A 23,005-nucleotide genomic window follows, 5' to 3' on the forward strand; every position below is an offset into this window, starting at 1 on the left:
GCCATCGACGTCCGGATCGGACCGCACAGACCAGTCGGATTCCCCGAACCCTCTCCGTACTGTCAGTGCCACTCCGTACGCTCGAGAGCATGGTGGGGGACGAACTACGCCAAGAACCACATGACGAGCCGCCCGGCGAGGAGAGCGAGAGCGACAGCGAGACCTGGCAGCGACTCAGCGCCTACGCCTACCTCAGCGCACCCGAGCGCCTGGAGTACGTCGCAGTGATGCGGGTCTTCTGCGGCACCCTGCTCGCGGACCTCGCCGTACCCGATGTGCTCGGCAAGCTGGTGCAGGCCGGGCATCCGGTTGCTGCGCTGGGCGCGGAGACCTTGACCGCTCGGCTCGAACAGCTCGTGCGCTGGGGCAATCTGCTGCGCAGTACGCACACGGTCACTGCGACCAGCATCGCCGAGTACCAGCGCTCACGGTCCCGTTATCAGCTGTCGAAGCTGGGGGAGCGGGTGCAGCGTGATGCCGATGAGGTGCTGGCAGGAGCGGATGCCGCGCGTGAGGTCAGCAGTGAGCTGCTCACCCTCGTCGACCGGGGGCTCAAGGAGATTGCTGCGCTGGCCGCCGCGCCGGGCGGTACGGAGCCGCAGCAGGCCCTGGAGAAGATCAGCACGCTCTTCGCGCAGTTCGCCGAGTTCGCCGAGTCGGTGCGGGACTTCTACGCCTACCTCGGCCAGGTTCTTGCCCGCTACGACCTCGATGGCGCCGAGTACCAGGGCTTCAAGGAGCTGCTGCTCGACTACGTGCAAGCGATCACCGAGGATGTTTCCTTCCGCGCTCCGCGCATCGCCGCCCATCTGCAAGCCATCTGGCCGCATCTGCCCGCCTTGCTCAGCCGCATCGACGCTCATGCGTCGGGCCTCGGTGCGCTCTCCGACGCGCTGCCGGAGACGCGGGTGCAGCGCAGCCGGGGGCGGGAACTGGCCGACTGGGAGGGAATGCGCGACTGGTTCGCCGACAGTGACGGCCACGGCAGCCAGGTGGACCAGCTCCGGGACGCAACCATGCGCGCCCTGCAGTCCCTGCTCGCCAACGCCAAACGAATGCTGCGTTCGGCGTCGGGGGAGATGTCCCGCCGCAAGGACCTGCTCAGGCTTGCCGCCTGGTTCGACGCCGCGGAGCCCGACGAGGCGCACGACATCGCGGTCGCGGCCTTCGGGCTGTACGGGGCGCGGCATCTGGGGGTGGCGCCGGATCCCGATCTGTCCGTGCCCGCGTATGTGAGCTGGTGGAACGGCCCCGTCGTGGATGTGCCGGTGGCCTTGCGTGAGCGTGGCAGCCGAGCCCCGCACGGGCGATCCGCGGCGATCGAGGACCATGCTGAGCAGAAGCGCCGGCTCATGGAGCAGGCGCGTGAGCAGGCCGCCGCGCGTCACGCCGCGGCCGCCGAACTGCGCAGCGCATCGGGTCGGTTCGACCAGGTGCGGCTCGGTTCCGCCGCCATGCGGCTCCTGCTGGAACTCCTCACCACTGCCCTCGGCAATGCCCAACTGCACAAGGATGGCGATGACTTTCAGCTCGGTACCGCGCAGGCAGGTGACGTGGATTTGGGCATCCGGTTGACGGCCTGGCGTACCCCGGGCCGGCACACCCTCCTGCGTTCCGCGGACGGCGACCTGACGGCGGACGACCTCACCCTGGCCGTCGAAAGTATCACCGGCAGCGTCACCGGCGGCATTGCTGGCAGCATCCCCGAGGGCGTCACCAACACCGCCCCGGCTGCCACGGCCGAGGAAGCGAGCGCCTGATGCCCCTGCCCTCCGCCCACGACGTCGCACTCGCCGCCGAACGCCGTACCGCCGCCCGCCTGCTACTGGCCCACCCTCTGGTCACCAGCAACGGCCCGCACAGCGACACGTTCCCGCTGATCCGCCGCCACGCTGACTGGCTTGCCCAGCGCTTCCAGCAGGTGTTCGGCTACCGACTCCTTGTCGAGGCTTCATACGCCCGCCTGTTCAAGGCAGGCCTTGGCCCCGGCTCCGGGCACCGCCTGGAGCGGCCGTCCACCGGTACGCCATTCACACCGCGGACGTACACCTACCTCGCCCTTGCCCTCTCGGTTCTCGTCACCGCCCCCGAGCAGGTTCTGCTGTCCCAGCTCGTTGCCGATCTGAGGGTCGCGGCCGTGGACGCCGGCATCGAGGTCGACGACATCGGGCGTCAGGCAGAACGGCGTACGCTCGCCGCCGCGTTGCGCCAACTCGTGGACTGGGGAGTGCTGACGGAGACCGAAGGCCATGTCTCGGCCCTCGCCGAGGAGCGGGGCGGCGAGGCGCTGCTGACCGTGGACCGCGAGATCGCCCGCGCGGTCGTCGCCGGACCGCTGACGCAGAGCCGCGACGGAGCCGATCTCGTACGCCGAGCCGCCGACCCCGGCTTCGGCGGCCCGCGTACGTACGTGCGCAGACGCCTCGTCGAGACACCCGCCGTCCACCTCGACGACCTCACCGGCGCCGAGCGGGAATGGCTGCGGACCCGGCAGCGGCGTGAGTCGCAGGCCTTCTCCGAACTGCTTGGCCTGGAGGCGGAGATCCGTGCCGAGGGCATCGCTCTCATCGACCCGGACGGTGATCTCACCGACCTGCACCTGCCCGGCACCGGCACCGTCGCACAGGCGGCACTGCTCCTGGTGGGACGGCTGGTCGACCGGCTGCGCCCCGAGGATCCCGGCCACCCGGCAATCGGCGGGAGGTTGATCATCGGCGTTCCCGTGCCGGACGGGCTGCTGCCTGAGCTGCTGGACGAGCTCGTCGAGGAGTACGGCCGACGCAGCAACTGGCAGCGCGGCCTCCTGGAGGATCGGAAGGGACTGCTCGCCGCCGTCCTCGATCACCTGGTCCGCATGCGCCTGATGGCGCCCGCAGGCCCGGTGCGCGCCGACGGCCACGGCCTGCCCGACGGACACGAGGACGCAGCGCTGGACGGCCGGTCCGTCACCGACGTCTCGGGCGCCCGAGGACAGGACGGCGCCCACGGCTGGGTGCTGCTCGCCGCTGCCGCCCGGTTCGCCACCACCGTGGCCGTCACGCCCCGTGGCGGACAGCCGCAAGCAGACGAGGCCTCCCAGGCACTCGCCACCACCGTGGCCGTCACTCCCCGTACCCAACAGCCTCAAGCAGACGACGCCTCCCAGGCCCTCGAGGAGCCGACCCGGTGAACCGCCCCTCTTCCCCGCCCCGCTACCGCCTGCACCGCGCCGGCATCCTGAACGTCTGGCAGTACGACCGGCAGGAGTTCGCCTTCGGCGACGGGCGCCTGCTGCTGCGCGGCAAGAACGGCGCCGGCAAGTCCAAGGCGCTGGAGATGCTGCTGCCCTACCTCCTCGACGGTGACGCCCGCGCCCTGGACGCCACGGGAACCGGCCGGACCACACTCCTGTGGCTGATGCTCGACGGATTCGAGCAGACCAACCGGCTGGGCTACCTCTGGGTGGAGTTCGCACACACGGATGAGGATGGCAACGAGCGTCACCTCACCCTCGGAGCCGCCGTCCGCGCCTCCCAGTCGACCAGGACGGCCAAGCCGTTCTTCTTCATCACCCCGCTGCGGGTCGGGCAGGACCTCCACCTGGCACCCGCCGGCCAGCCGCTGCCCCTCGACCAACTCAAGGCACTCGTCGGCCCGGAGAACATCACCGACCGGGCCGTGGAGCACCGAGCCCGGGTCGCCCACCGCCTGTTCGGCCTCACCGATCCGGCCCGCTACCGCAACCTGCTCCACCTCCTGCACCGCCTGCGCCGCCCCACCATCGGCGACCGCATCGACTCCGGCGGGCTGGTCTCCGTTCTCGCGGAAACGCTGCCCGCGCTCGACGACGATGTCGTGGAAAAGGTGGCGCGCAACCTCGACGACCTGGACACCGTACGCACCCACCTCGCGCGCCTGGAAGGGACCGACGAGGCACTGCGCACCTTCCTGACCGGCTACCGCGGCTACCTGCACGGGGCGTTGCGCCGCCGCACCGACGAGCTGAACGGTGAGCTGGGACGGCTGGCGGAGCAGCGGCGTCTGGCGGACGAGGCAGTGAAGAAGGTGGTCAAGCTCCGCACCAGCGAGGAGGAACTCACCGCCCGTCTCGACGTCCTCAACGCGGAGGCGGACGCGGCCGAGACGGACCTTGCCGCCCTGCACGCCAGCGCTGCCTACCGCAGCTTGCAGGAGCTGGGGGAGAAGCGCGCCACGGTAACCGCCCTGCACAGCGCGGCGGCGGCCGCCTTCAAGGCCCTGCGTCAGGCTCACAGCACTCAGGAGGAAACCGGACGGCGGCTCACCGAGGAAGCCGGGAGGCTCGGCGGTGAACTTGCCGACCTCAGTACGACGCACGGCGAGCTGCTGCGCGAGGCGGAGCGGTCCGGGCTCGACCCCGTGCACCTGGGTGAAGCAGGGGCGGTCACCGTGACCCCGATCGCGGCAGCAGCGGCAACCGAACTGACCTCCCCCGACGGCGACTTCCATCTCGTGCGGCACAGCGAAGTCCGTGCCGTCGACACGGAGTCCTGCGCCGGAGCTCTGGAAGCTTGGGACACCCAACTGGACGCCGCCGGCCCGGTGGTCAGGAACCGCGCCCGGGCCGTGACCGAAGTGACCGCGCTCATCGACAAGGCACACCAGGCCCAGCACAGGGCGCACCAGGCCGACTCCGCCCGGGAGCGTCTGGAGGAGCAGCTGGACGAGGCGCGCGAGCAGGTCGAACGCCGACGGGAGGAGACGGCACGCGAAGGGGAGGCCTACGCGAGCGCCGTACGGACCTGGACCGAGCGGCTGCGCAGCCTGACTGGCGTGGCCCTGGACGACGTAGACGCCCTGACCGCTCACGACCCGGCGGAGGGTCCGCTGTCCGCCCACGTCCCCGACGAGGTGGCCGACACCGCCCGGTCGGTCGTCGAGCCGTGGCTTGAGGAATTGGGCGAGCAGCGCGATGCGCGGGCGTTGGCGATCCGTGAGCTGGCCGCCGAAAGGGACCGCCTGCGGCGTGAGCGGAACGACTGGGAAGCCCGCACCGACCCCGAACCCGCGCCCCCGACCCACCGCTCGGCCCCCCGCACACCCGGCACCGGGGCCCCGCTGTACCGGCTCGTCGACTTCGCCGATGGCCTGGCGCCGACGGCCCGCGCGGGCCTGGAAGCCGCACTCGAGGCGAGCGGCCTGCTCGACGCATGGGTATGCGCCGACGGCGCCGTCGTGGACCCGGCCACACGAGACACCCTCCTCACCCCCGGTACACCGCCCGCCGGGCCGACGGTGGCCGACGTTTTGCGCCCGGTCACGGCATCCGACAGCGGGGTGACGACCGAGCAGGTCGAGCGCCTGCTCCACGCCGTGGCTCTGGTCACGGAGGGGACCACGGGTACGACGGCGGACTCCGCCCTCGGCACCGACGGCTCCTGGAAGCTGGGCGTCGCCCGAGGCCGTCACACCAAGCAGACCGCCGAGTACGTCGGCGCGGAGGTACGGGCCGAGACCCGCCGCCGGGTCTTGGCCGAGCTGGACCAACAACTCAAGCGCCTCGCCGAAGAACTGACGCAGCACGAGAACGGCCTGCGGATCCTCACGGAACACCGCGCGCAAGTAGCAGACGCCCTCAGCCACCCACCCACAGCCCGCCCACTGACCGACGCATGGGCCCGTACCACCGAGGCCGAGCGCACCGCCGGCGTGCTGGCCGGCAAGGCCTCCGCAGCCGCCCGTGAGGCCGAGCAGGTGCGCGCCCTCGCGGTCGCCGCCCGGCGCGAGTCCGAGGCGACCGCGAGCGCGAACGACCTCCCGGTCGACCCGGCCGCGCTCGACTCCGTACGCCTGTGTCTGGACCGCCTCGACACGGGCATTGAGCGATTGCGCAGACGGCTGCGCGTGGTGGGTTCCTCCGTCGACGCCCATCGCCAGAGCGGCGTGGACTACCAGCGCTCCTTGACATCCACCCGAGAAGCGGAATCCGACTACTCCGAGCCGCTCGCCCGCCTGGACACCGCCCGCCGCACGGTCAGGGCCTTGGAAGAGGCGCTGGACGCGCCGGAACAGGAGATCCTCGCCCGCGAGGACGAGGCGAAGCGGCGACTGGAAGCCGTACGTCGGCAACTGCCCGGTGCCGAGCGGGACCTGAACGCCGTGCACGACGAACGGGTGCGCGCGGAGGAGGACGAGAGGGTCAGGCGCCAGGCGCTCGCCACGCAAGAAGGGGAGGCGGTCGCAAGTGGCAGGCGACTGCGTACGGCGCTGTCCCTGCCGGGCGTGACCCGGGGCGCGGGCATCGACCTGTCCACCCAGGAGGAGGGGAGCGAGGGGCACGTCCTCGATGATGGCGCGCGCGACCGCACCACGGCATTGCGCCCCCTCGTGGAAGCCGTGCGCCGATGCCTGGACGCCGAGCGGCGCGACATCTCGGACACCGCGCTCCTCAACCGGCACACCGAGCTGCGCGACAAACTCTCCGGAGGCTACGACGCCACACTGGAGGAACACGACGGCATAAAGGTCTGCCGTCTCGTCGACGACCACGGTCCGCACGACGTCGCCACCGTGGGCGAGCGCATCGCCGCCGAAGCAGCCGATGCCCGCCAACGGCTCACGGACCGCGAACGAGAGGTCTTCCAACGCTTCCTGACCGGTGAGCTGGGCGACCACCTCTCCGGTCAGGTCCTGGCCGCAGGCGCCCTCGTCGCTGCACTGAACGGCACCCTGTCCACCGTCCGGACCTCGCACGGACTGGGGGTCACACTCGACTGGAAACTGGCGGACGGAGTCGAGGCCGACGTCAAAGCGGCGGTCGACCTCCTGCGCAGCCCCTCGGGCCTGCGTACACACGAGCAGTCCGAGCGGCTCCGTGACGTGCTCCAGCGCCGTATCGAGGACGCCCGCCGCGCCGACCCGGGTGCCAGCTACGCCGCCCATCTGCGCACCGCCCTCGACTACCGGGACTGGTTCACCTTCACTCCCTGGGTGGTCGACGACGCCGCCCCCAGCAGCCGCCGCAAGCTCTCCGGCCGCACCGGCCTCAGCCAGGGCGAACAGCGAGTCCTGTCCTACCTGGTCCTCTTCGCCGCCGCGGCCGCCCACTTCACGAGCCTCGCCGAGTCAGCCCCGCACGCGCCCCGGCTGATCCTGCTGGACGACGCCTTCGCCAAGGTCGACGAGCCCACCCACGCCCGTCTCGGCCGTATCCTGGTCGACCTGGACCTGGACTTCGTCCTCACCAGCGAACGCCTTATCGGCAACTGGCCCGACGTGCCGTCTCTGCACATCTACGAGTGCCTGCGCGACCCGCACGTGCGAGGCGTGGCCACGCTGCACTACACCTGGAACGGGCGACAGAGGCGGCTGGTATCGGTATGACGGACGCCTCAACGGACGCCTCAACGGACGCCCCCACGGACGCCCAATCGGAGAGTGAGCAGCCGCTGACCGCCGAAACCCTGGCCTTCCTGACCCGCCCAGGGCTCAAGCGCCTGTGGACCACGGCCCGAACCCGCCTCGAACGAAGCGGCCTCCAACCGGCCGGCACCATCCGACTCCAGGACCTGGACGCCGAGGAGCGCCAGGCCCTCTCCCTCCTCCTGGCCAAACCCGTCACCGGCCCCACCGCCACGATCCGCCTGCCCGACCTGGACACTCGCCTGCGCACCAGCGCGGTCGGCCGGAGCCTGCCCGAGACGCTGACGGCACTGGGCCCGCCGCTGACCGACCGGCGGGCGGTGCGGGACGCGGCGCAAGCCGAACGCACCCGCCTGTGGTCCGCGACGGAAACGGCCCTCGCCGCCACGCCACTGGCAGACCATGCGTGGGCCCACCAATGGCTCGAGGAGATACGGCGGGGCGGCACGCTGATGCGACAGCCGTCCGGCGAGACCGCGCTCACCACCATCACCAAGGCCATCGACACTCTGGCCACCCTCTTCCCCGGCGCGGACAGGCAACCCACCCCCGCCACTTGGGGTCGCGGTGAACTGGCCACCCGCACCACCGGCTCGGCCCACGGCCTGGACGACGGCACGGTGCTGGCCCGCCTGGTCCTGCGCGGCATAGCGATGGCCCGAGGCGTGGACTTCCCCACCGATGCACCCGGCCGCCGTGCACTGTGGCGCCAGGCCTCGGTCACCCCCGACGAGGTCTCCAGCACCGTGCTCACCTACGGTCTACGCCCGACAGGCGCCACCTGGCAGGAAGCGGCCCTGCGCCAACGCGCCGACCACCGCCTCGAGGCACATCTCACGCTGCGCGAACTCCGCTCCCTGCACCTGACGTTCCCACCCACCACGCGCATCCATGTCTGCGAGAACCCGCGCGTGGTGGAGGCCGCCGCGGACACCGCCTGCACCGCGCCCCTGATCTGCACCTCAGGCAGTGCCGCGACCGTGGTCCTCACCCTCCTGGATGCGCTGTCGGCGGCCGGCTGCGTCTTCGCCTACCACGGTGACTTCGACTGGCCGGGCATCGCGCTCGCCAACCGCGTCATCGGGCGGTACCAGGCGGAACCGTGGCGCATGGCGGCTGCAGACTACGAATACCTCGCGACGCGCGCGCAGTTGCAGGGCACGCCGTCGCTTCCTCTCACCGGCCCATCGATCGAGGCGACCTGGGATGCCGAACTGGCCCCGAGCATGGACGCCTTGGGTATCGCCCTCCATGAGGAGGCGGCCCTGGATCTGCTGCTCGCCGATCTCCAGGAATCTTGAGCATCCGTGACAAAGCGCCCTCCGCCTACGGCACCCTTGAGACAGCACATCAAGCGCACCACGGGAGCTGGGCGGAATGGACACGGAAGGCCTCACCGAGGCGAGTCTCCAGGAGCTGGCCGGAGCCCGTTCCTTCGCGCGGGGGCTCGGGTACCGCGACGCCGTCTCTGCAGTGGAGATCGGCGACAGCTGGATCACGGCAACCGTCCACGGCACCGAGCCCTACCTGGTGGAGCTGACCCTCGACGATCCCGGCGGGCTCTCCGGCGAATGCGACTGCCCCTACGGCCAGGAAGGCAACTTCTGCAAACACCTGGTCGCCCTCGGGCTGACGGTACTCGCCCAGCGGGAGAGCCTGCCGCGACAGCGCAAGGCCGCCCGGCGCCGAGGGCAGGACCTTGACGCGTGGCTGTCCGCCCTGTCCAGGGACGAGTTGCTCGCGCTGATGCGGGAGCAGATCGGCGAGGACCGCAAGTTGCGGAGCCGCCTTGAGTTGCGGGCTTCGAGCGCCCGCGGGGATGTGTCCGGGGTCCGCTCCCGCATCCGTGAGCTTCTCGACATCGGCCCGTTCGCCCGCTACGGGTACGTCGAGTACGCCGACGCCCGCGCCTACGCCGACCAGGCCGGGCAGGCGGTGTCCGCGATTGTCGCGCTCTCCCGCTCGGGCCGGGCCGCGGACGCGATCGACGCGGCGCGGGAGGCGATGCGGCTGCTGGCCGACGCGGTGGACAGCGTCGACGACTCCGACGGCGGGCTCGGTCAGGTCGGTGACGCGCTCGCCGACGCCCACCTCGAAGCGTGCCGTGCCGCCCGCCCGGACACGGAGGAGCTCGCGCGCTGGCTGGTCGCTCACGCGCTCGGCGCATTCGATGACGGCCTCATCGACATCGACCCGCTCGACTACGAGGACATCCTCGGCGGACAGGGCATGTCCACCCTGCGTGAGCTGGCGACCAAGGCGTGGCGGAGCAAGCGCAAGGGCTGGGCGGAGAAGGCCTTGATGGAGCGCCTGGCCAAGGCGGGCGGCGACGTCGACACGGTGATTGCCGTGTACGCGGCCGACCTTGCGGCGAGCGGTCACACGCACCTGCTCATCGCCGGCGAACTGGACGGCGCGGGGCGCACCGAGGAAGCGCTGCAGTGGGCGGTACGCGGCATCCGGGACACGCGCGACCTCGCCACCGTGGACACCGCCCTCGTCGACTACCTCTGCGACCGCTACGCGCGAGCAGCGCGGCTGTCCGACGCCGTCGCCCTGCGCCGCGACCACTTCCGCGCCCGACTTACGCTGCTCACGTACCGGCAGCTGCGCGCCGCCGCCCAGGCGGCCGACTGCTGGCCGACTGAGCGCGAAAAGGCGCTCACCCTGCTGCGCGCCGACGCCGAAGGACAGCGGCACGGCAGCCGCGTCCTCATCGACGCCCTGCTCGACGACAAGGACCTCGACGCGGCCTGGCAGGCCGCCACCGCCGTCGGCGCCGACGACCGCCAGTGGCTCCTCCTTGCCGACCAGGCGCGGGCCGACCGTCCCGCCGACGCGCTCGACATCTACCTGCGCCTGGCCGAACCGCTCACCCAGCAGACCGGCAATACGGTCTACGAACGCCTCGTCAACCTGCTCCTGAGCATCCGTGACTGCCGCCGACGCCTGGGTACGGAGGACGAGTTCGCCGCGCACGTCCAGGCTCTGCGCGCCGCCCACAGACGCAAGCGCAATCTGATGCGGCTGATGGAGGAGCAGGGGATGTGAGCCGGGCCCATGCCATGACGGCCTGGCGATCCAAGGTGATGACCAAGGCAGGGGTACGCGGTCGACCGGGCCGGACTGCACCGGGTACGGGACATCCTTCCGCGCACTGCCTGAACGGCCCCTCAGTGCGGTGCCGGCTGCGGGTCCAGGGCGTTGCCGACCGTGCAGCCGCCCTCTCCGGGCATCCGCTGGATCCGGGGCGGCGCCCACACCTCGGTGGCACCGGGGGCCACGCGGGCGAGGAGGCAGTCCTGCGCGTCGTAGCCGTTGCCCTGAACCGACAGGAGAACGCCGACCCGGCCGCCGTCCGCCTTCACCTCGGTACGGATCGCCGGGTGCAGGTCCAGGGCGGCGAGCGTACGGCGTACCTCGGCCTCGTCCGCCCGGCCGCTCTCCGGTACCCGGGGAAGGTGCGTCCGGAGCTCGTCGTACGGCAGCTCGGGCGGTTCGGGTGGCGGGGCGAAGGTCAGCGGTGGGCCGTCCGGGCAGTCCACGGCACGGGGATCCTCGCTCCACTCCGATGTGGGTGACACCCGTACCGCGAAACAGCGCCGTACGGTGACCGGCTCCGGGGTGAGCCATCCGCTGGACGCCGAGCCGGACGTGCGGATGACCACCTCGACGCCGTCCCCGTCGTGTGTCGAGGTGCCCGTCACCCGCAGCACCTCCACCCCGTCGAGGTCGGAAGCGGAGCGCCCGACCTCTTCCGCCGTGCGCGGCCGCTGGCCGTACAGCCGCTCGCCCGCCTTCCCGGCCACGTCCCGCGCGGCGTCCGTCGCCTCGTCCTCGGCTGATGGCGCCAGCGCACAGCTGGCGGTGAACAGCAACAGCGGGGCGAGCAGGAGCAGTCGGCGCATGCCTTCACCCTTGCGGCGCAGGGCGCGGCGGGCTATCCGCTTGCCTACTCAGAGCGGCGTAGGTGGTCGTACTCAGCCGGTGCGGCGGCGACTGGTGGCCTTCCCAGTGAGCGCTGCCGGACCCGGTCCAGGTGCCGGGCGAAGACCTCCCGGGTGTCCGGGGTGAGCGTCCGCAGGGCGACCAGGGCCGTGATGACGACGTCGCACAGTTCCGCCTGGACGTCGTCCCAGGTGTGGGTGACGCCCTTGCGGGGGTTCTGGCCGGTCGCCCCGATCACCGCCTCGGCGACCTCGCCGACCTCCTCGGACAGCTTCAGCATGCGCAGCAGCATGCCTTCGCGGCCGTCGAGCGGACGGTTGGCCTCCAGCCAGGTCCACAGCTCGTCGATGCCGGACCAGAGGTCGGGGTGGATGGCCGGTTCGGGAGGCGTGGCCTGTTCAGTCATGCGAGCAGGGTTTCATGGCACGCCAGGGGCCTACTTCGAGAACTCCTGCTCGAACAGGGCCACCTGCTCGCCCTCCCGCTCCTCGCGCAGCCGCTTGTTGCGCATGCCCACCACCACCGCGGTGCCGGCGGCCGTCGCCGCGAACGCCGCCGGGACCATCCAGCTCCGGTCGGCGACATGGCCGAGCGCGTGGTCCAGGGAGAGCCGGCCGGGGCCGCTGACCGCCAGGCCGAGGGCGGCCAGGCCCAGGCTCGCCGCGTACTCGTAGCCGCCGCCGGCGTTGAAGAAGCCGTTCGGGGTGTGCACCGCGGCGGCGCCCGCCATCGCGCCGCCGGCCGCGGCGCCCGCCGCCGGGGTGGCAAGACCGAGCGCCAGCAGTGTGCCGCCGCCCGCCTCGGCGAGGCCGGCCATCGTGGCGTTGGCCCGGCCGGGCCGGTAGCCGACGGACTCCATGAACTTGCCGGTGCCCTCGATACCACCCCCGCCGAACCAGCCGAAAAGCTTCTGCGCGCCGTGCGCGGCGAGGACCCCGCCGGTACCCAGCCGGAGCAGAAGCAGGCCCAGATCACGTCGGTCGTAAGCGCTCACGATGTCTCCCGTGGCAGTCGGCGGCAACAGTCCCCACCCGCGCCTCCACCGTCGCACCGGTCGTGCCCGGCGGGCCTGCCCGGGCCGCCGTTCGGGTGGCGGGGTGCCGGGAGCGGTGTGAGTCTGCGGTCATGACGATCCAACCGAAGAACCTCAGCGACCCGGTCGTCCGGGACTTCGTGACCGCCGTCAACCAGCACGACCGGGACGCCTTCATGGCGCTGCTCGCCCCGGACGCGACCATGGCGGACGACGGCTCCGACCGGGACCTCGACGACTGGGTCGACCGGGAGATCTTCCAGTCCCGCGGCCACCTGCAGGTCGACCGTGAGTCCGACGGCGGCCACGCCCTCGTCGCCCGCTACAGCAACGACACCTACGGCGAGATGCGCACCCGGTGGCGCTTCGAGGTCGACGACAGCGGCCGCATCCGCCGCTTCGAGACCGGGCAGGCGTAGCGCCTCCTACGGCCCCTTGCCGCCTACGGCCCCTTGCGTTGAAGTGCGCTCCAACTCCTAGCGTCTGCCGTCATGGAGACGAACTTCAGGACCCTGGGCCGCAGTGGCATCGACGTCAGCGCGCTCGGCTTCGGCTGCTGGGCGATCGGCGGTGAGTGGACCGACCCGGACGGGCAGCCGCTCGGCTGGGGCCGGGTCGACGACGAGGAGTCCGTACGGGCGGTCCGGCGCGCCCTCGACCTCGGTGTGACCTTCTTCGACACCGCCGACACCTACGGCGCCGGGCACAGTGAGCGCGTCCTGGGCCGTGCGCTGGGCAAGCGCCGGGCCGATGTCGTCGTCGCCACCAAGTGGGGCAACGTCTTCGACGAGGAGACCCGCACCCTCACCGGCGGCGACGACTCCCCGGCATACGCGCGCCGGGCCCTGACCGCGTCATTGCGGCGCCTGGACACCGACTGGGTCGACCTGTACCAGCTGCACCTGTCGGAGGCCGATCCCGAGCGTGCCGCCGAACTCCGGCACGTGTGCGAGGAGTTCGTGCGCGAAGGTCTCGTTAGGGCCTACGCCTGGAGCACCGACGATCCGGCCCGCGCCGCCGTATTCGCCGAGGGCGCGCACTGCACGGCCGTACAGCACCGGCTCAATGTGCTCCAGGACGCGCCCGAGATGCTGGCGCTGTGCGCGGAGGCGGACCTGGCGAGCATCAACCGCAGTCCGCTCGCCATGGGGTTGCTGACCGGTAAGCGGGCCGCGGGGGAGGCGCTGGAGGCGGGGGACATCCGCAGCGCGCCGCCCGCCTGGTTGCCCGGGTTCTCGGTGGAGGGCGCCGACGCCGAGTGGCTGATGCGGGTCGACGCGCTCAGGGAGGTCCTCACCAGCGGCGGCCGTACGCTCGCGCAGGGCGCCCTCGCCTGGATCTGGGCGCGCAGCCCGCACACGGTGCCGATTCCCGGGTTTCGTACGGTCGCGCAGGCCGAGGAGAACGCCAGGGCGCTCGCCCAAGGGCCGCTCACCAACGCCCAGTTGGCGGAAGTCGACGGCATCCTGGGACGGTGAGCTGCCCTGCGTCCAGGGCGGTGATCCGCGCCCCCGTACGTATCCGGCAGCCGTCCACGGCGCGGAGTGTGCCCCGCGGTCCCGCGCGAGGCCCACCCCCAACCCGCGCCGTGGGACGGCTGCCGTCTCCCCCCTCGGTGTGGTCGGCGGAATCTCTCCACTCCAACTGTGAAGCTCTTGTGGAGGTGATCCGAGCATAGGTCGCCGACCGGCCGCAATGCAGCGGAAGGTCGAATTCCGCATGTGCACATTGTGGAGGCCCGATCGCTGAGCGGACCTAGCCGCGACCCACGTACGGCATCGCCGTCGCCAGGACCGTCGCGAACTGCACGTTCGCCGCCAGTGGGAGCTCCGCCATGTGCCGGACCGTGCGCGCCACATCGGCCACGTCCATCACCGGCTCGGGCGCGACCTCGCCGTTGGCCTGGAGCGCGCCGGTCTGCATGCGGGCCGTCATGTCGGTGGCCGCGTTGCCGATGTCGATCTGGCCCACCGCGATGCCGTACGGCCGACCGTCCAGCGACAGTGACTTGGTCAGACCCGTCAGCGCGTGCTTGGTCGCGGTGTAGGCGACGGAGTGCGGACGGGGCGTATGGGCGGAGATCGAGCCGTTGTTGATGATCCGGCCGCCCTGCGGGTCCTGCTCCTTCATCTGCCGGTACGCCGCCTGCGCGCACAGGAACGCCCCGTTGAGGTTGGTGTCCACCACATGCCGCCAGGCGTCGTAGGGCAGCTCCTCCACCGGCACCCCGCCGGGGCCGAACGTCCCCGCGTTGTTGAACAGCAGGTCGACCCGCCCGAACCGGTCCACCGTCGCCGCGAACAGCGCGGCCACGTCCTCCGGCCGCGACACGTCCGTGCGTACGGCGAGGGCAGCGCCCTCGGGGGCCAGGGCCGCCGTCTCCTCCAGCGTCCCGGTGCGGCGGCCGGCCAGCGCCACCGACCAGCCCGCGCGCAGCAGCTCCACGGCGACCGCGCGTCCGATACCGGAACCCGCCCCGGTCACCACGGCGGTCCTCGGCTTGCCCGTTTGCTTCGCATTCATGGGCCCGCAGCCTAGGCGAGGGTCCGCCATCCGGAACTCATCTGTCCGCCATCCGGGTGTTGTGTACGCGCCAATAGAGAGTCGTCCCCGGCCACTGCAATGCGGGGTGCATTCATTCGCCAGGGGAGGACCGGATGACACTCGACGCACGCCCGTCACAGCACACCCCCTCGGGGCACCACCCCGAGCTCCGCGCGGCCGCTCGCCACCTCGGCCGGCGCCGCTTCCTCACGGTGACCGGCGCGGCCGCCGCGCTCGCCTTCGCGGTGAACCTGCCGACGGCCGGTGTCGCCGGCGCCGCCGAGCTCGACGCCGCCCGGATCACCGACGACCCCTTCACGCTCGGCGTCGCCTCCGGCGACCCGCTGCCCGGCTCCGTACTGCTGTGGACCCGTCTCGCGCCCGCCCCCTTCCAGCCCGACGGCGGCCTGCCCGCCGAGCGCGTCACCGTGCACTGGGAGCTGGCCCGCGACGAGAACTTCCGCCGCCCCGTCAGACGCGGCATCGCCACCGCCCACCCCGAGTTCCACCACACGGTCCATGTCGAGGTGAACCACCTGGGCACGGACCAGGTCCTCTTCTACCGCTTCCGCGTCGGCAAGTGGATCTCCGAGACCGGCCGCACCCGCACCGCCCCCGCCCCCGCCGCCCACAGCGCCGGGCTCAAGCTCGCCGCGGTCTCCTGCCAGGCGTACCACGACGGCTACTTCACCCCTTACGGCCATCTCGCCGCCGACGACGTCGACGTCGTCCTCCACCTCGGCGACTACCTCTACGAGTACGCGGTCAACTCCGTCGGCGGATCCCGCAACTACACCGACCGCACCCTGCCCGCCCTCTTCAACCGCGAGACCGTCACGCTGGAGGACTACCGCCTGCGCTACGCCCTCTACAAGTCCGACCCCGACCTGCGCGCCGCGCACGCCGCGCACCCCTTCGTCGTCACCTGGGACGACCACGAGACCGAGAACAACTACGCCGACGACACCCCCGAGAACAGCGTCCCGCCGGAGGAGTTCCTGCTGCGCCGGGCCTCCGCCTACCGCGCCTACTGGGAGCACCAGCCGCTGCGCCGCCCCCAGTTGCCCGAGGGCCCCGACATGCAGCTGTACCGGCGGCTGCACTGGGGCCGGCTCGCCCAGTTCGACGTGCTCGACACCCGGCAGTACCGCAGCAACCAGGCCCAGGGAGACGGCGCCAAGGTGCCCGGGCCCGAGGTCGACGACCCGGCGCGCACGATGACCGGTGCGACGCAGGAGCGGTGGCTGCTGGACGGCTGGCAGCGGTCGCGGGCGGTGTGGAACGTGCTCCCGCAGCAGGTCGTCTTCGCGCAGCGCAAGTTCGACCTGACCGAGCCGTCCCGGGTCTCGATGGACGCCTGGGACGGCTACCGCGCCTCCCGCCGCCGGGTCCTGGACGGCGCCGAGGCCGCCGGGGTGGAGAACCTGATGGTGCTCACCGGCGATGTGCACGTCGGGTACGCCTTCGACATCAAGGACGACTTCGACGACCCGGACTCACGGGTGCGGGGCACCGAGATCGTGGCGACCTCGATCTCCAGCGGGCGCGACGGCGCCGACCGCCCCGCGAACTGGGACACCTACATGACCGCCAACCCGCACCTGAAGTTCTACAACGGCCGGCGCGGCTATGTGACCGTCGCGCTGGACGAGCAGCGGGCGCGGGCGGACTTCAAGACGGTGCCGTACGTGACCACGCCCGGGGCGCCGGTCACGACGGCCGCGTCCTTCGTCACGGAAGCGGGGGAGCCGGGGCTCCGGCCGGTGTGAGGGCGCGGAGCGAGGGGGAGCCGGGGCTCAGGCCGGTGTGAGCGCCGGCGCGCCGGGCTCGCCCTCGGCCTCGCCTGGAGCGCCGGTCTCGCTCGGGTAGCGGACGCCGACGCGGTCCCGGATCGCGTCGAGCGTCCGCATCACGGCGAGGGTGCCGTCCAGCGGGACGAGCGGGGACTCGGTTTCCCCGGCCCGCAGGGCGCGCATCACCTCGGAGGCCTCGTGGCGCAGGCTGTTGCGGGGCCCATCGGCCGGGTCGGCGGTGACCTTCTCGGGGTCGCGGCCGTCCCGGTGCAGCACGAAGTGGTCCGGGAAGAAGAAGCCGGACGGGATGTCGATGCGGCCGTGCGAGCCGGTGATCGATGCCGAGGTCGCCGTACCGCCGACGATGGAGCAGTGCACCGAAGCGAGAGCGCCGCTCTCCCAGGAGAGCAGTGCTCCGGTCTGGAGATCGACGCCCTCGTCGGAGAGCACCGCTCTCGCGGTGACGTCCGAGGGCTCACCGAGCAGCAACTGCGCGAACGACACCGGATACACCCCGAGGTCGAGCAGCGCGCCCCCGCCCTGCAGCGGGTCGCGCAGGCGGTGCGAGGGCGGGAAGGGCCCGGCGAGCCCGAAGTCGGCCTGCACACTGCGCACTTCACCGACCGCCCCGTCGTCGACGAGCGCCCTGACCTTCCTGACCAGCGGATTGCAGTACATCCACATCGCCTCCATCAGGAAGCTCCCGCGCGCCCGGGCGAGGGCGACCAGCTCCTCCGCCTCGCGCGCGTTCAGGGTGAACGCCTTCTCGCACAGCACGTTCCGGCCGGCCTCCAGGCACAGCCCGGCGGCCGCGCGGTGCGCCGAGTGCGGGGTGGCGACGTAGACGACGTCGACGTCCTCGTCCGCCGCGAGCGCGGCCCAGTCGCCGTACGCCCGCCCGATCCCGAAGCGCTCCGCGAACGCGTCCGCCGACGCCTGCGACCGCGAGGCCACCGCCACGACCTCCGCGTCCGGCAGATCGACCAGGTCCGCCGTGAACGCGGCCGCGATCCCGCCGGTCGCCAGGATCCCCCAGCGCACCCTCTGCTCCGTCATCCCCGAACCCCACCCCTGCAGCTGTAGTGACCCTCGGCACTCTGTTCGAGCTGAGAGCATAGGTGCCGTATCGCGAGGAGAGGGAGGGCACATGCCCGACAGCGGGGCGTCCAGGGCATCCATACCGAACGAGGCGCAGGCGGCCGTACCGACGACGGAACCGGCCGCCCGCGTCATGCGGCGCACCGGACTGCTCGTCACCTTCGTCCTCGGCGGCCTCACCGCCACGCCCCCGCTGGCCATGGACATGTACCTCCCGGCCCTCCCGCAGGTCACCGGAGCCCTGAACGCGCCCGCCGCCACAGTCCAGCTCACCCTCACCGCCTGCCTGGCCGGCATGGCGCTCGGCCAGCTCGTGGTCGGCCCGATGAGCGACCGATGGGGCCGCCGGCGCCCGCTGCTCATCGGCCTCGCCGTCTACGTCCTCGCCACCGCCCTGTGCGCGTTCGCGCCCACCGTCGAGTCGCTCGTCGCCTTCCGGCTGGCGCAGGGGCTCGCGGGCGCGGCCGGGATCGTGATCGCGCGAGCGGTCGTCCGCGACCTCTACGACGGCATCGAGATGGCCCGCTTCTTCTCCACCCTCATGCTGATCTCCGGGGTCGCGCCGATCATCGCGCCGCTGATCGGCGGCCAGATCCTGCGGGTGACGGACTGGCGGGGCGTGTTCGTCGTTCTCACGGTGGTCGGGGCGCTGCTCGCGCTGCTGGTGTGGGCGCGGCTGCCGGAGACGCTGGCGCCCGCCGACCGCCACGAGGGAGGCGTGGGCGAGGCGCTGCGCTCGATGCGGGGGCTGCTGGCGGACCGGGCGTTCGCGGGCTACATGCTGACGGGCGGCTTCTCCTTCGCGGCGCTGTTCGCGTACATCGCCGCCTCGCCGTTCGTGATCCAGGAGATCTACGGTGCTTCGCCGCAGACCTTCAGCCTGCTGTTCGGCCTCAACTCCATCGGCCTGATCATCTTCGGCCAGATCAACGGCAAGGTGCTGGTGGGACGGGTCAGCCTGGACGCGGTGCTGACGGCCGGCCTGGGCGTGGTGGTGCTGGCCGCGAGCGTGCTGCTGCTGATGTCGACGGGGGTGTTCGGCGAGGTGGGCCTGGTGCCGGTCGCGGCGGCGCTGTTCGTCCTCATGTCGGCCATGGGTGTGACCTTGCCCAACACCCAGTCGCTCGCGCTGATGCGGACGAAGCAGTCGGCGGGTTCGGCATCGGCGCTGCTGGGTACGTCGTCGTTTCTGATCGGTGCGGTGGTCTCCCCGTTGGTGGGGGTCGCCGGGGAGGACACCGCGGTCCCGATGGCCGTCGTCCAACTGGCCGCCGCCTTGGTGGCGTCGGCCTGTTTCGTGGGTATGTGCCGTCCCTGGCACCGGCGGGCCGGCGATCAGGGGTGGGCGAGCGTGGAGGGAGCGGGGAGCTGAGCGCACCGAGACTGCGCGGCGACACACCGGAACGGGCGGGACTCGACCCGGCGGAACTCGGCCGTCTCGTCGACGACGTCCGCGCCCTCACCACGGGTGAGCGGCCCTGGGCCGCGGGCGCGGTGGTGATCGCCGGACGGGGCCCCTTCGTCGCCGTGGAGGAGGCGGCGGGCTGGGCGGTCCGGTATGCCTCCTACGACCCCGAGACGGACACGGGCGTGGAACTGCCGTCTGCCGCCCGGGTCCCGATGACCGTGACGACGCCCTTCGACCTGGCGTCGCTCACCAAGGTGTTCACGGCGGTCGCGGCGGTGCAGCAGATCGAGCGGGGCACGCTCGGCATCGACGCGGAGGTCGGCGCGTACCTGCCGGACTTCCGCGCGGCGGCCCGCTTCGGGATGACGGTACGGCAGCTGCTGACACACACCTCCGGGCTGCGGCCCGAACTCCCGCTGTACTCCTGCGCGGACGACGCCGAGCGGCTGGCGCGGCTGCAGGCGGAGGTGCCGGTGGGGGTGCCGGGCACGTACTGCTACTCGGACCTGAACCCGCTGGTGCTGCAGCACGTGCTGGAGCGGATCACCGGGCGCGGCCTGGACGTCCTGATCCACGACGGCATCACGCGGCCGCTCGGCATGACGGCGACCCGTTTCGGGCCCTGCCCCGGTGCCGCGGCGACGGAGGACCAGCGGCGGCCGTGGGCGAAGGCGGACCGCGGGATGCTGCGGGGCGTGGTGCACGACGAGAACGCGTGGGCGCTGGGCGGGGTGGCCGGGCATGCGGGGCTGTTCTCGACGGCGCGCGATCTGGCGGTGTTCTGCCGGGCGCTGCTCGCGGGCGGGTCGTACGGTCCCGCGCGCATCCTCGGCCCGGACTTCGTGGAACTGCTGCTGACACCGCCCGGGTTGGGGTTCGCGATGGATCAGCCGGGGTTCATGGGGGAGCTGGCGGGGCGGGGAGCGGCGGGGCACACCGGCTTCACGGGGACGATGCTGGTGCTGGACCGGGCCACGGACACGTTCCTGGTCCTGCTGGCGAACACGGTGCATCCCCGGCGCAGGCCGGCGGACAGCAGGCCCCGGGCGGCGGCGGGGACGCGGGTGGCACGGGCGGTGCGGGAGCGCTGACGCGGGGCGGGGCGGAGGGCGGGGGCGGTACGGCAGCGGTGCCGGAGGGCTTTCCTCGCCCCCGCCGCCCCTACCCGTCCCATCCCCAGGGGCTGCCGCCCCTTCGGCCCCCGCCGCAGGGGGCTCCGCCCCCTGGACCCCCGCTCCTCAAACGCCGGAGGGGCTGGTTTTCGGGACGGCAGTCCGTTCGTGCGGGCGAGATTAGAATCGGCGGGTGAACCACCCCGCTGCCCCGGCCGATACCCTGCGTGCCGCTCTCGCCGGACTCCTCGACGGACTCCCGCCCCGGCAGGCCGCCGCCGCCGTCGAGCGGCTGATCGCCAGCTACCGCGGGGCCACTCCCACCCACGCCCCCATCCTCCGGGACCGCGCCGACGTCGTCGCCTACGCCGCCTACCGGATGCCCGCCACCTTCGAGGCGGTGCACGCCGCGCTGGAGGCGCTCGCGGAGGCCGCGCCCGAGTGGGCCCCGGCGAGTCATGTCGACGTCGGCGGGGGCACCGGCGCCGCGACCTGGGCCGTGAGCGCGACCTGGCCCGCCGAGCGGAGCGTCACCGTGCTGGACTGGGCCGAGCCCGCGCTCGCCCTCGGCCGGGAGATCGCCGCCGCCGACCCGGCCCTGCGCGACGTCCGCTGGCAGCGCTCTCGTATCGGATCAGCGCTCTCCATCGAGAGCACCGATCTCGTCACCATCTCCTACGTCCTCAACGAGCTCGCGGAAGCCGACCGGGCCACCCTCGTCGACACCGCCGCCTCCGCCGCCCAGGCCGTCGTCATCGTCGAGCCCGGCACCCCCGACGGCTACACCCGGCTCATCGAGGCCCGGCAGCGGCTCATCGCGGCCGGTTTCCGGATCGCCGCCCCCTGCCCCCACAGCGCCGCCTGCCCCATCGTCCCCGGCACCGACTGGTGCCACTTCTCCACGAGGGTCAGCCGCTCCTCCCTGCACCGCCAGATCAAGGGCGGCTCCCTCGCCTACGAGGACGAGAAGTTCGCCTACGTCGCCGCCACCCGCTTCCCGGTCGCCCCGGCCCCCTCCCGGGTCGTCCGCAAGCCCCAGATCCGCAAGGGCCAGGTCCTGCTCGACCTGTGCGAGACGGACCCGGCCCTGACCCGCACCACGGTCACCAAACGCCACGGCGACCTCTACAAGGCGGCCCGGGACACGGCCTGGGGCGACCCCTGGCCCCCGGACACCGACGCCTAGCAGCTACGGCGAGACGCAGCGTCTTGCCAACCTGGTAAGTTCGAGGCATGGCCAAGAACCTCGCCCCCGACTCCACCCGCCGCAGTGAGAAGTCCCGCCGGGCCATCTACGACGCCGCCCTCGCCCTCGTCGGGGAGGTCGGGTACCCGAAGACCACCATCGAGGGGATCGCCGCCCGTGCCGGCGTCGGCAAGCAGACCATCTACCGCTGGTGGTCCTCCAAGGCCGAGGTGCTCATGGAGGCGTTCCTCGACCTGGGCGAGCAGGCCAGCCGGGAGGCCGGGCAGGAGCCGTACGCCATCCCCGACACCGGCGACCTCGCCGCCGATCTCAAGGCCGTCCTCCGCGCCACCGTCGACGAGCTGAAGGACCCCCGCTTCGAGGTCCCCTCCCGTGCGCTCGCCGCCGAGGGCGTCGTCAACGAACAGCTCGGGCGCGCCTTCGTCGCCAAGCTCCTCGAACCCTCGCTGCAGCTCTACGCCGAGCGCCTGCGCTCCGCCCAGGGCGCCGGGGACGTCCGCCCGGACGTCGACCCGCGCATCGCCCTGGAACTCTTCGTCTCACCTCTCGCGCAACGGTGGCTGCAGTACACCGGGCCCATCTCCCACGAGTACACCGACACCCTCGTCGACTACGCCCTCCACGGCATCGCCCCCCGCTGAGCCCTCGGCTGCGCCGCCCGCGCCAGACGGCCCGGCGCATCCGTGATCACCCCGTCGCAGCCCAGCGCCAGCACCCGGTCCCGCTGGGCCGGCGTCACCACTGTGTGCGCCCACACCCGCGGGATCCCGGCCCGTACCGCCCGCCGCAGATCCCCGTCCCGCGCCCGGTGGTCCACGTCCAGCACATCCACGTACGACCGCCAGCGTGCGGGCCGGTCCGTGCGCAGCTGACGGGCCGAGCGCCACAGCTGCGTCACCAGGCCCAGCCGGTCGGCCCGCCACGCCACCTTCGGGTCGTTGGTGTTCACCAGCACCGAGCGGGTCAGGCCCCGGGCACGGATCAGCCCGGCCACCCCGTCGAGGGCCGCCGGGTCCTTCACCTCCAGCATCAGCACGATCCGGCCGCCGAACCGGTCCAGCACCTCCGCCACCGTCGGCGGCCGCTCCGGGCGCCAGCGCCCCGGCAGGGACGGCGCCGGACGCAGCCGTACCGCCCGCCAGTCGCCGATGTCCAGGGTCCGTACCGCGCCGGACCGGCCCGTCGTGTGCCGCAGGGTCGGGTCGTGGAGGACCACCGGCGTCCCGTCGCGCAGCATGCGGGTGTCGAAGTCCAGCACCTGCGCCGTCCCGCGCCGGTACGCCGCCGTCAGCCCCGACATGCTGTTCTCCGGGACCTCACGGGCGCCGCCGCGATGGGCGACGTAGGTGATGCGGGGGAGCCCGTCGACGGTGAGCGGGGCCGGGCCCCACTCCAGGGGGACCGGGGAGATCAGGGAGGCCGTGCACGCCACGGTCGCGGTCAGTGCGGTCCAGGTGACCATGGCGACACCGTAGGGGCGTA

Annotated in this window: 18 protein-coding genes; 12 read left to right on the forward strand and 6 right to left on the reverse strand. The window is 72.3% G+C overall.

The annotated features are described in order from the left end of the window. Positions 1–89 precede the first annotated feature (89 nt). The 5 genes from M8H82_RS00190 (at position 90) to M8H82_RS00210 (ending at position 10,431) form a co-directional block, all read left to right on the forward strand. On the forward strand, positions 90–1,760 hold the full coding sequence (locus tag M8H82_RS00190; protein WP_250070180.1) for a TIGR02677 family protein: 1,671 nt from the start codon (positions 90–92) through the stop codon (positions 1,758–1,760). Next, complete coding sequence (locus M8H82_RS00195; protein ID WP_250070181.1) at positions 1,760–3,169, forward strand: TIGR02678 family protein; 1,410 nt, start codon at positions 1,760–1,762, stop codon at positions 3,167–3,169. The genes M8H82_RS00190 and M8H82_RS00195 overlap by 1 nt, the downstream gene beginning before the upstream one ends. Continuing rightward, positions 3,166–7,341, forward strand: coding sequence for a TIGR02680 family protein (locus M8H82_RS00200; protein ID WP_250070182.1), 4,176 nt, complete (start codon positions 3,166–3,168; stop codon positions 7,339–7,341). Before M8H82_RS00195 ends, M8H82_RS00200 begins: the two co-directional genes overlap by 4 nt. Next, complete coding sequence (locus M8H82_RS00205) at positions 7,338–8,681, forward strand: TIGR02679 family protein (RefSeq protein ID WP_250070183.1); 1,344 nt, start codon at positions 7,338–7,340, stop codon at positions 8,679–8,681. Before M8H82_RS00200 ends, M8H82_RS00205 begins: the two co-directional genes overlap by 4 nt. A gap of 76 nt (positions 8,682–8,757) precedes the next feature. Next, entirely contained in the window at positions 8,758–10,431 is a 1,674-nt protein-coding gene (locus tag M8H82_RS00210; protein WP_250070184.1) for an SWIM zinc finger domain-containing protein, read from the forward strand. 122 nt (positions 10,432–10,553) lie between these two features. On the opposite strand, the gene M8H82_RS00215 is transcribed toward M8H82_RS00210, so the two are convergent. The 3 genes from M8H82_RS00215 to M8H82_RS00225 are packed head-to-tail and all read right to left on the reverse strand — an operon-like array spanning position 10,554 to position 12,322. Beyond that, a complete protein-coding gene (locus tag M8H82_RS00215) occupies positions 10,554–11,288 on the reverse strand; it encodes a translation initiation factor IF-2 (protein ID WP_250070185.1) in 735 nt (244 codons plus the stop codon). A 44-nt stretch (positions 11,289–11,332) separates the two neighbouring features. Beyond that, positions 11,333–11,734 (reverse strand): MazG-like family protein, encoded by a 402-nt coding sequence (locus tag M8H82_RS00220; RefSeq protein WP_250070186.1) that lies wholly within the window; start codon positions 11,732–11,734, stop codon positions 11,333–11,335. A 30-nt stretch (positions 11,735–11,764) separates the two neighbouring features. Next, positions 11,765–12,322 carry a DoxX family protein gene (locus tag M8H82_RS00225; RefSeq protein WP_250070187.1) on the reverse strand — a complete coding sequence of 186 codons (558 nt, stop codon included), beginning with the start codon at positions 12,320–12,322 and terminating at the stop codon, positions 11,765–11,767. 131 nt (positions 12,323–12,453) lie between these two features. Here M8H82_RS00225 and M8H82_RS00230 point away from each other — a divergent pair, with 131 nt between their 5' ends. After that, positions 12,454–12,780, forward strand: a complete 327-nt coding sequence (locus tag M8H82_RS00230; RefSeq protein WP_250070188.1) for a nuclear transport factor 2 family protein — start codon at positions 12,454–12,456, stop codon at positions 12,778–12,780. A gap of 72 nt (positions 12,781–12,852) precedes the next feature. Further along, complete coding sequence (locus M8H82_RS00235) at positions 12,853–13,839, forward strand: aldo/keto reductase (protein ID WP_250070189.1); 987 nt, start codon at positions 12,853–12,855, stop codon at positions 13,837–13,839. Between the two features lie 277 nt (positions 13,840–14,116). Here M8H82_RS00235 and M8H82_RS00240 read toward each other — a convergent pair whose 3' ends face one another. Beyond that, positions 14,117–14,884 carry an SDR family oxidoreductase gene (locus M8H82_RS00240; RefSeq protein ID WP_250070190.1) on the reverse strand — a complete coding sequence of 256 codons (768 nt, stop codon included), beginning with the start codon at positions 14,882–14,884 and terminating at the stop codon, positions 14,117–14,119. 134 nt (positions 14,885–15,018) lie between these two features. Here M8H82_RS00240 and M8H82_RS00245 point away from each other — a divergent pair, with 134 nt between their 5' ends. Then, a complete protein-coding gene (locus M8H82_RS00245; RefSeq protein ID WP_250070191.1) occupies positions 15,019–16,674 on the forward strand; it encodes an alkaline phosphatase in 1,656 nt (551 codons plus the stop codon). A 27-nt stretch (positions 16,675–16,701) separates the two neighbouring features. Here the strand turns inward: M8H82_RS00245 and M8H82_RS00250 are convergent, their stop codons facing one another. Continuing rightward, positions 16,702–17,754 (reverse strand): Gfo/Idh/MocA family protein, encoded by a 1,053-nt coding sequence (locus M8H82_RS00250; RefSeq protein WP_250070192.1) that lies wholly within the window; start codon positions 17,752–17,754, stop codon positions 16,702–16,704. Between the two features lie 91 nt (positions 17,755–17,845). Between M8H82_RS00250 and M8H82_RS00255 the strand changes: the two genes are divergently transcribed. The 4 genes from M8H82_RS00255 to M8H82_RS00270 all read left to right on the forward strand — a co-directional run bounded on the left by M8H82_RS00255 (position 17,846) and on the right by M8H82_RS00270 (position 22,164). Further along, entirely contained in the window at positions 17,846–19,168 is a 1,323-nt protein-coding gene (locus M8H82_RS00255; RefSeq protein ID WP_250070193.1) for a multidrug effflux MFS transporter, read from the forward strand. Next, complete coding sequence (locus tag M8H82_RS00260; protein WP_250070194.1) at positions 19,138–20,295, forward strand: serine hydrolase domain-containing protein; 1,158 nt, start codon at positions 19,138–19,140, stop codon at positions 20,293–20,295. The genes M8H82_RS00255 and M8H82_RS00260 overlap by 31 nt, the downstream gene beginning before the upstream one ends. 214 nt (positions 20,296–20,509) lie before the next feature. Beyond that, complete coding sequence (locus tag M8H82_RS00265; protein WP_250070195.1) at positions 20,510–21,502, forward strand: small ribosomal subunit Rsm22 family protein; 993 nt, start codon at positions 20,510–20,512, stop codon at positions 21,500–21,502. Between the two features lie 47 nt (positions 21,503–21,549). After that, positions 21,550–22,164 carry a TetR/AcrR family transcriptional regulator gene (locus M8H82_RS00270; RefSeq protein ID WP_250070196.1) on the forward strand — a complete coding sequence of 205 codons (615 nt, stop codon included), beginning with the start codon at positions 21,550–21,552 and terminating at the stop codon, positions 22,162–22,164. Here the strand turns inward: M8H82_RS00270 and M8H82_RS00275 are convergent. Continuing rightward, complete coding sequence (locus M8H82_RS00275) at positions 22,134–22,985, reverse strand: glycerophosphodiester phosphodiesterase family protein (protein WP_250070197.1); 852 nt, start codon at positions 22,983–22,985, stop codon at positions 22,134–22,136. The genes M8H82_RS00270 and M8H82_RS00275 overlap by 31 nt on opposite strands. Positions 22,986–23,005 lie beyond the last annotated feature (20 nt).

The organism is Streptomyces sp. YS415, assembly GCF_023544665.1.
Classification (GTDB): Bacteria; Actinomycetota; Actinomycetes; order Streptomycetales; family Streptomycetaceae; genus Streptomyces.

Excerpts from the sequence above, each read along its gene's own strand:
- M8H82_RS00195 (WP_250070181.1), top strand. The coding sequence starts at position 1,760 with ATGCCCCTGCCCTCCGCCCACGACGTCGCACTCGCCGCCGAACGCCGT.
- M8H82_RS00220 (WP_250070186.1), bottom strand. The coding sequence starts at position 11,734 with ATGACTGAACAGGCCACGCCTCCCGAACCGGCCATCCACCCCGACCTC.
- M8H82_RS00250 (WP_250070192.1), bottom strand. The coding sequence starts at position 17,754 with ATGACGGAGCAGAGGGTGCGCTGGGGGATCCTGGCGACCGGCGGGATC.
- M8H82_RS00190 (WP_250070180.1), top strand. The coding sequence starts at position 90 with ATGGTGGGGGACGAACTACGCCAAGAACCACATGACGAGCCGCCCGGC.
- M8H82_RS00230 (WP_250070188.1), top strand. The coding sequence starts at position 12,454 with ATGACGATCCAACCGAAGAACCTCAGCGACCCGGTCGTCCGGGACTTC.
- M8H82_RS00275 (WP_250070197.1), bottom strand. The coding sequence starts at position 22,985 with ATGGTCACCTGGACCGCACTGACCGCGACCGTGGCGTGCACGGCCTCC.
- M8H82_RS00270 (WP_250070196.1), top strand. The coding sequence starts at position 21,550 with ATGGCCAAGAACCTCGCCCCCGACTCCACCCGCCGCAGTGAGAAGTCC.
- M8H82_RS00255 (WP_250070193.1), top strand. The coding sequence starts at position 17,846 with ATGCCCGACAGCGGGGCGTCCAGGGCATCCATACCGAACGAGGCGCAG.
- M8H82_RS00245 (WP_250070191.1), top strand. The coding sequence starts at position 15,019 with ATGACACTCGACGCACGCCCGTCACAGCACACCCCCTCGGGGCACCAC.
- M8H82_RS00205 (WP_250070183.1), top strand. The coding sequence starts at position 7,338 with ATGACGGACGCCTCAACGGACGCCTCAACGGACGCCCCCACGGACGCC.
- M8H82_RS00235 (WP_250070189.1), top strand. The coding sequence starts at position 12,853 with ATGGAGACGAACTTCAGGACCCTGGGCCGCAGTGGCATCGACGTCAGC.
- M8H82_RS00240 (WP_250070190.1), bottom strand. The coding sequence starts at position 14,884 with ATGAATGCGAAGCAAACGGGCAAGCCGAGGACCGCCGTGGTGACCGGG.
- M8H82_RS00210 (WP_250070184.1), top strand. The coding sequence starts at position 8,758 with ATGGACACGGAAGGCCTCACCGAGGCGAGTCTCCAGGAGCTGGCCGGA.
- M8H82_RS00215 (WP_250070185.1), bottom strand. The coding sequence starts at position 11,288 with ATGCGCCGACTGCTCCTGCTCGCCCCGCTGTTGCTGTTCACCGCCAGC.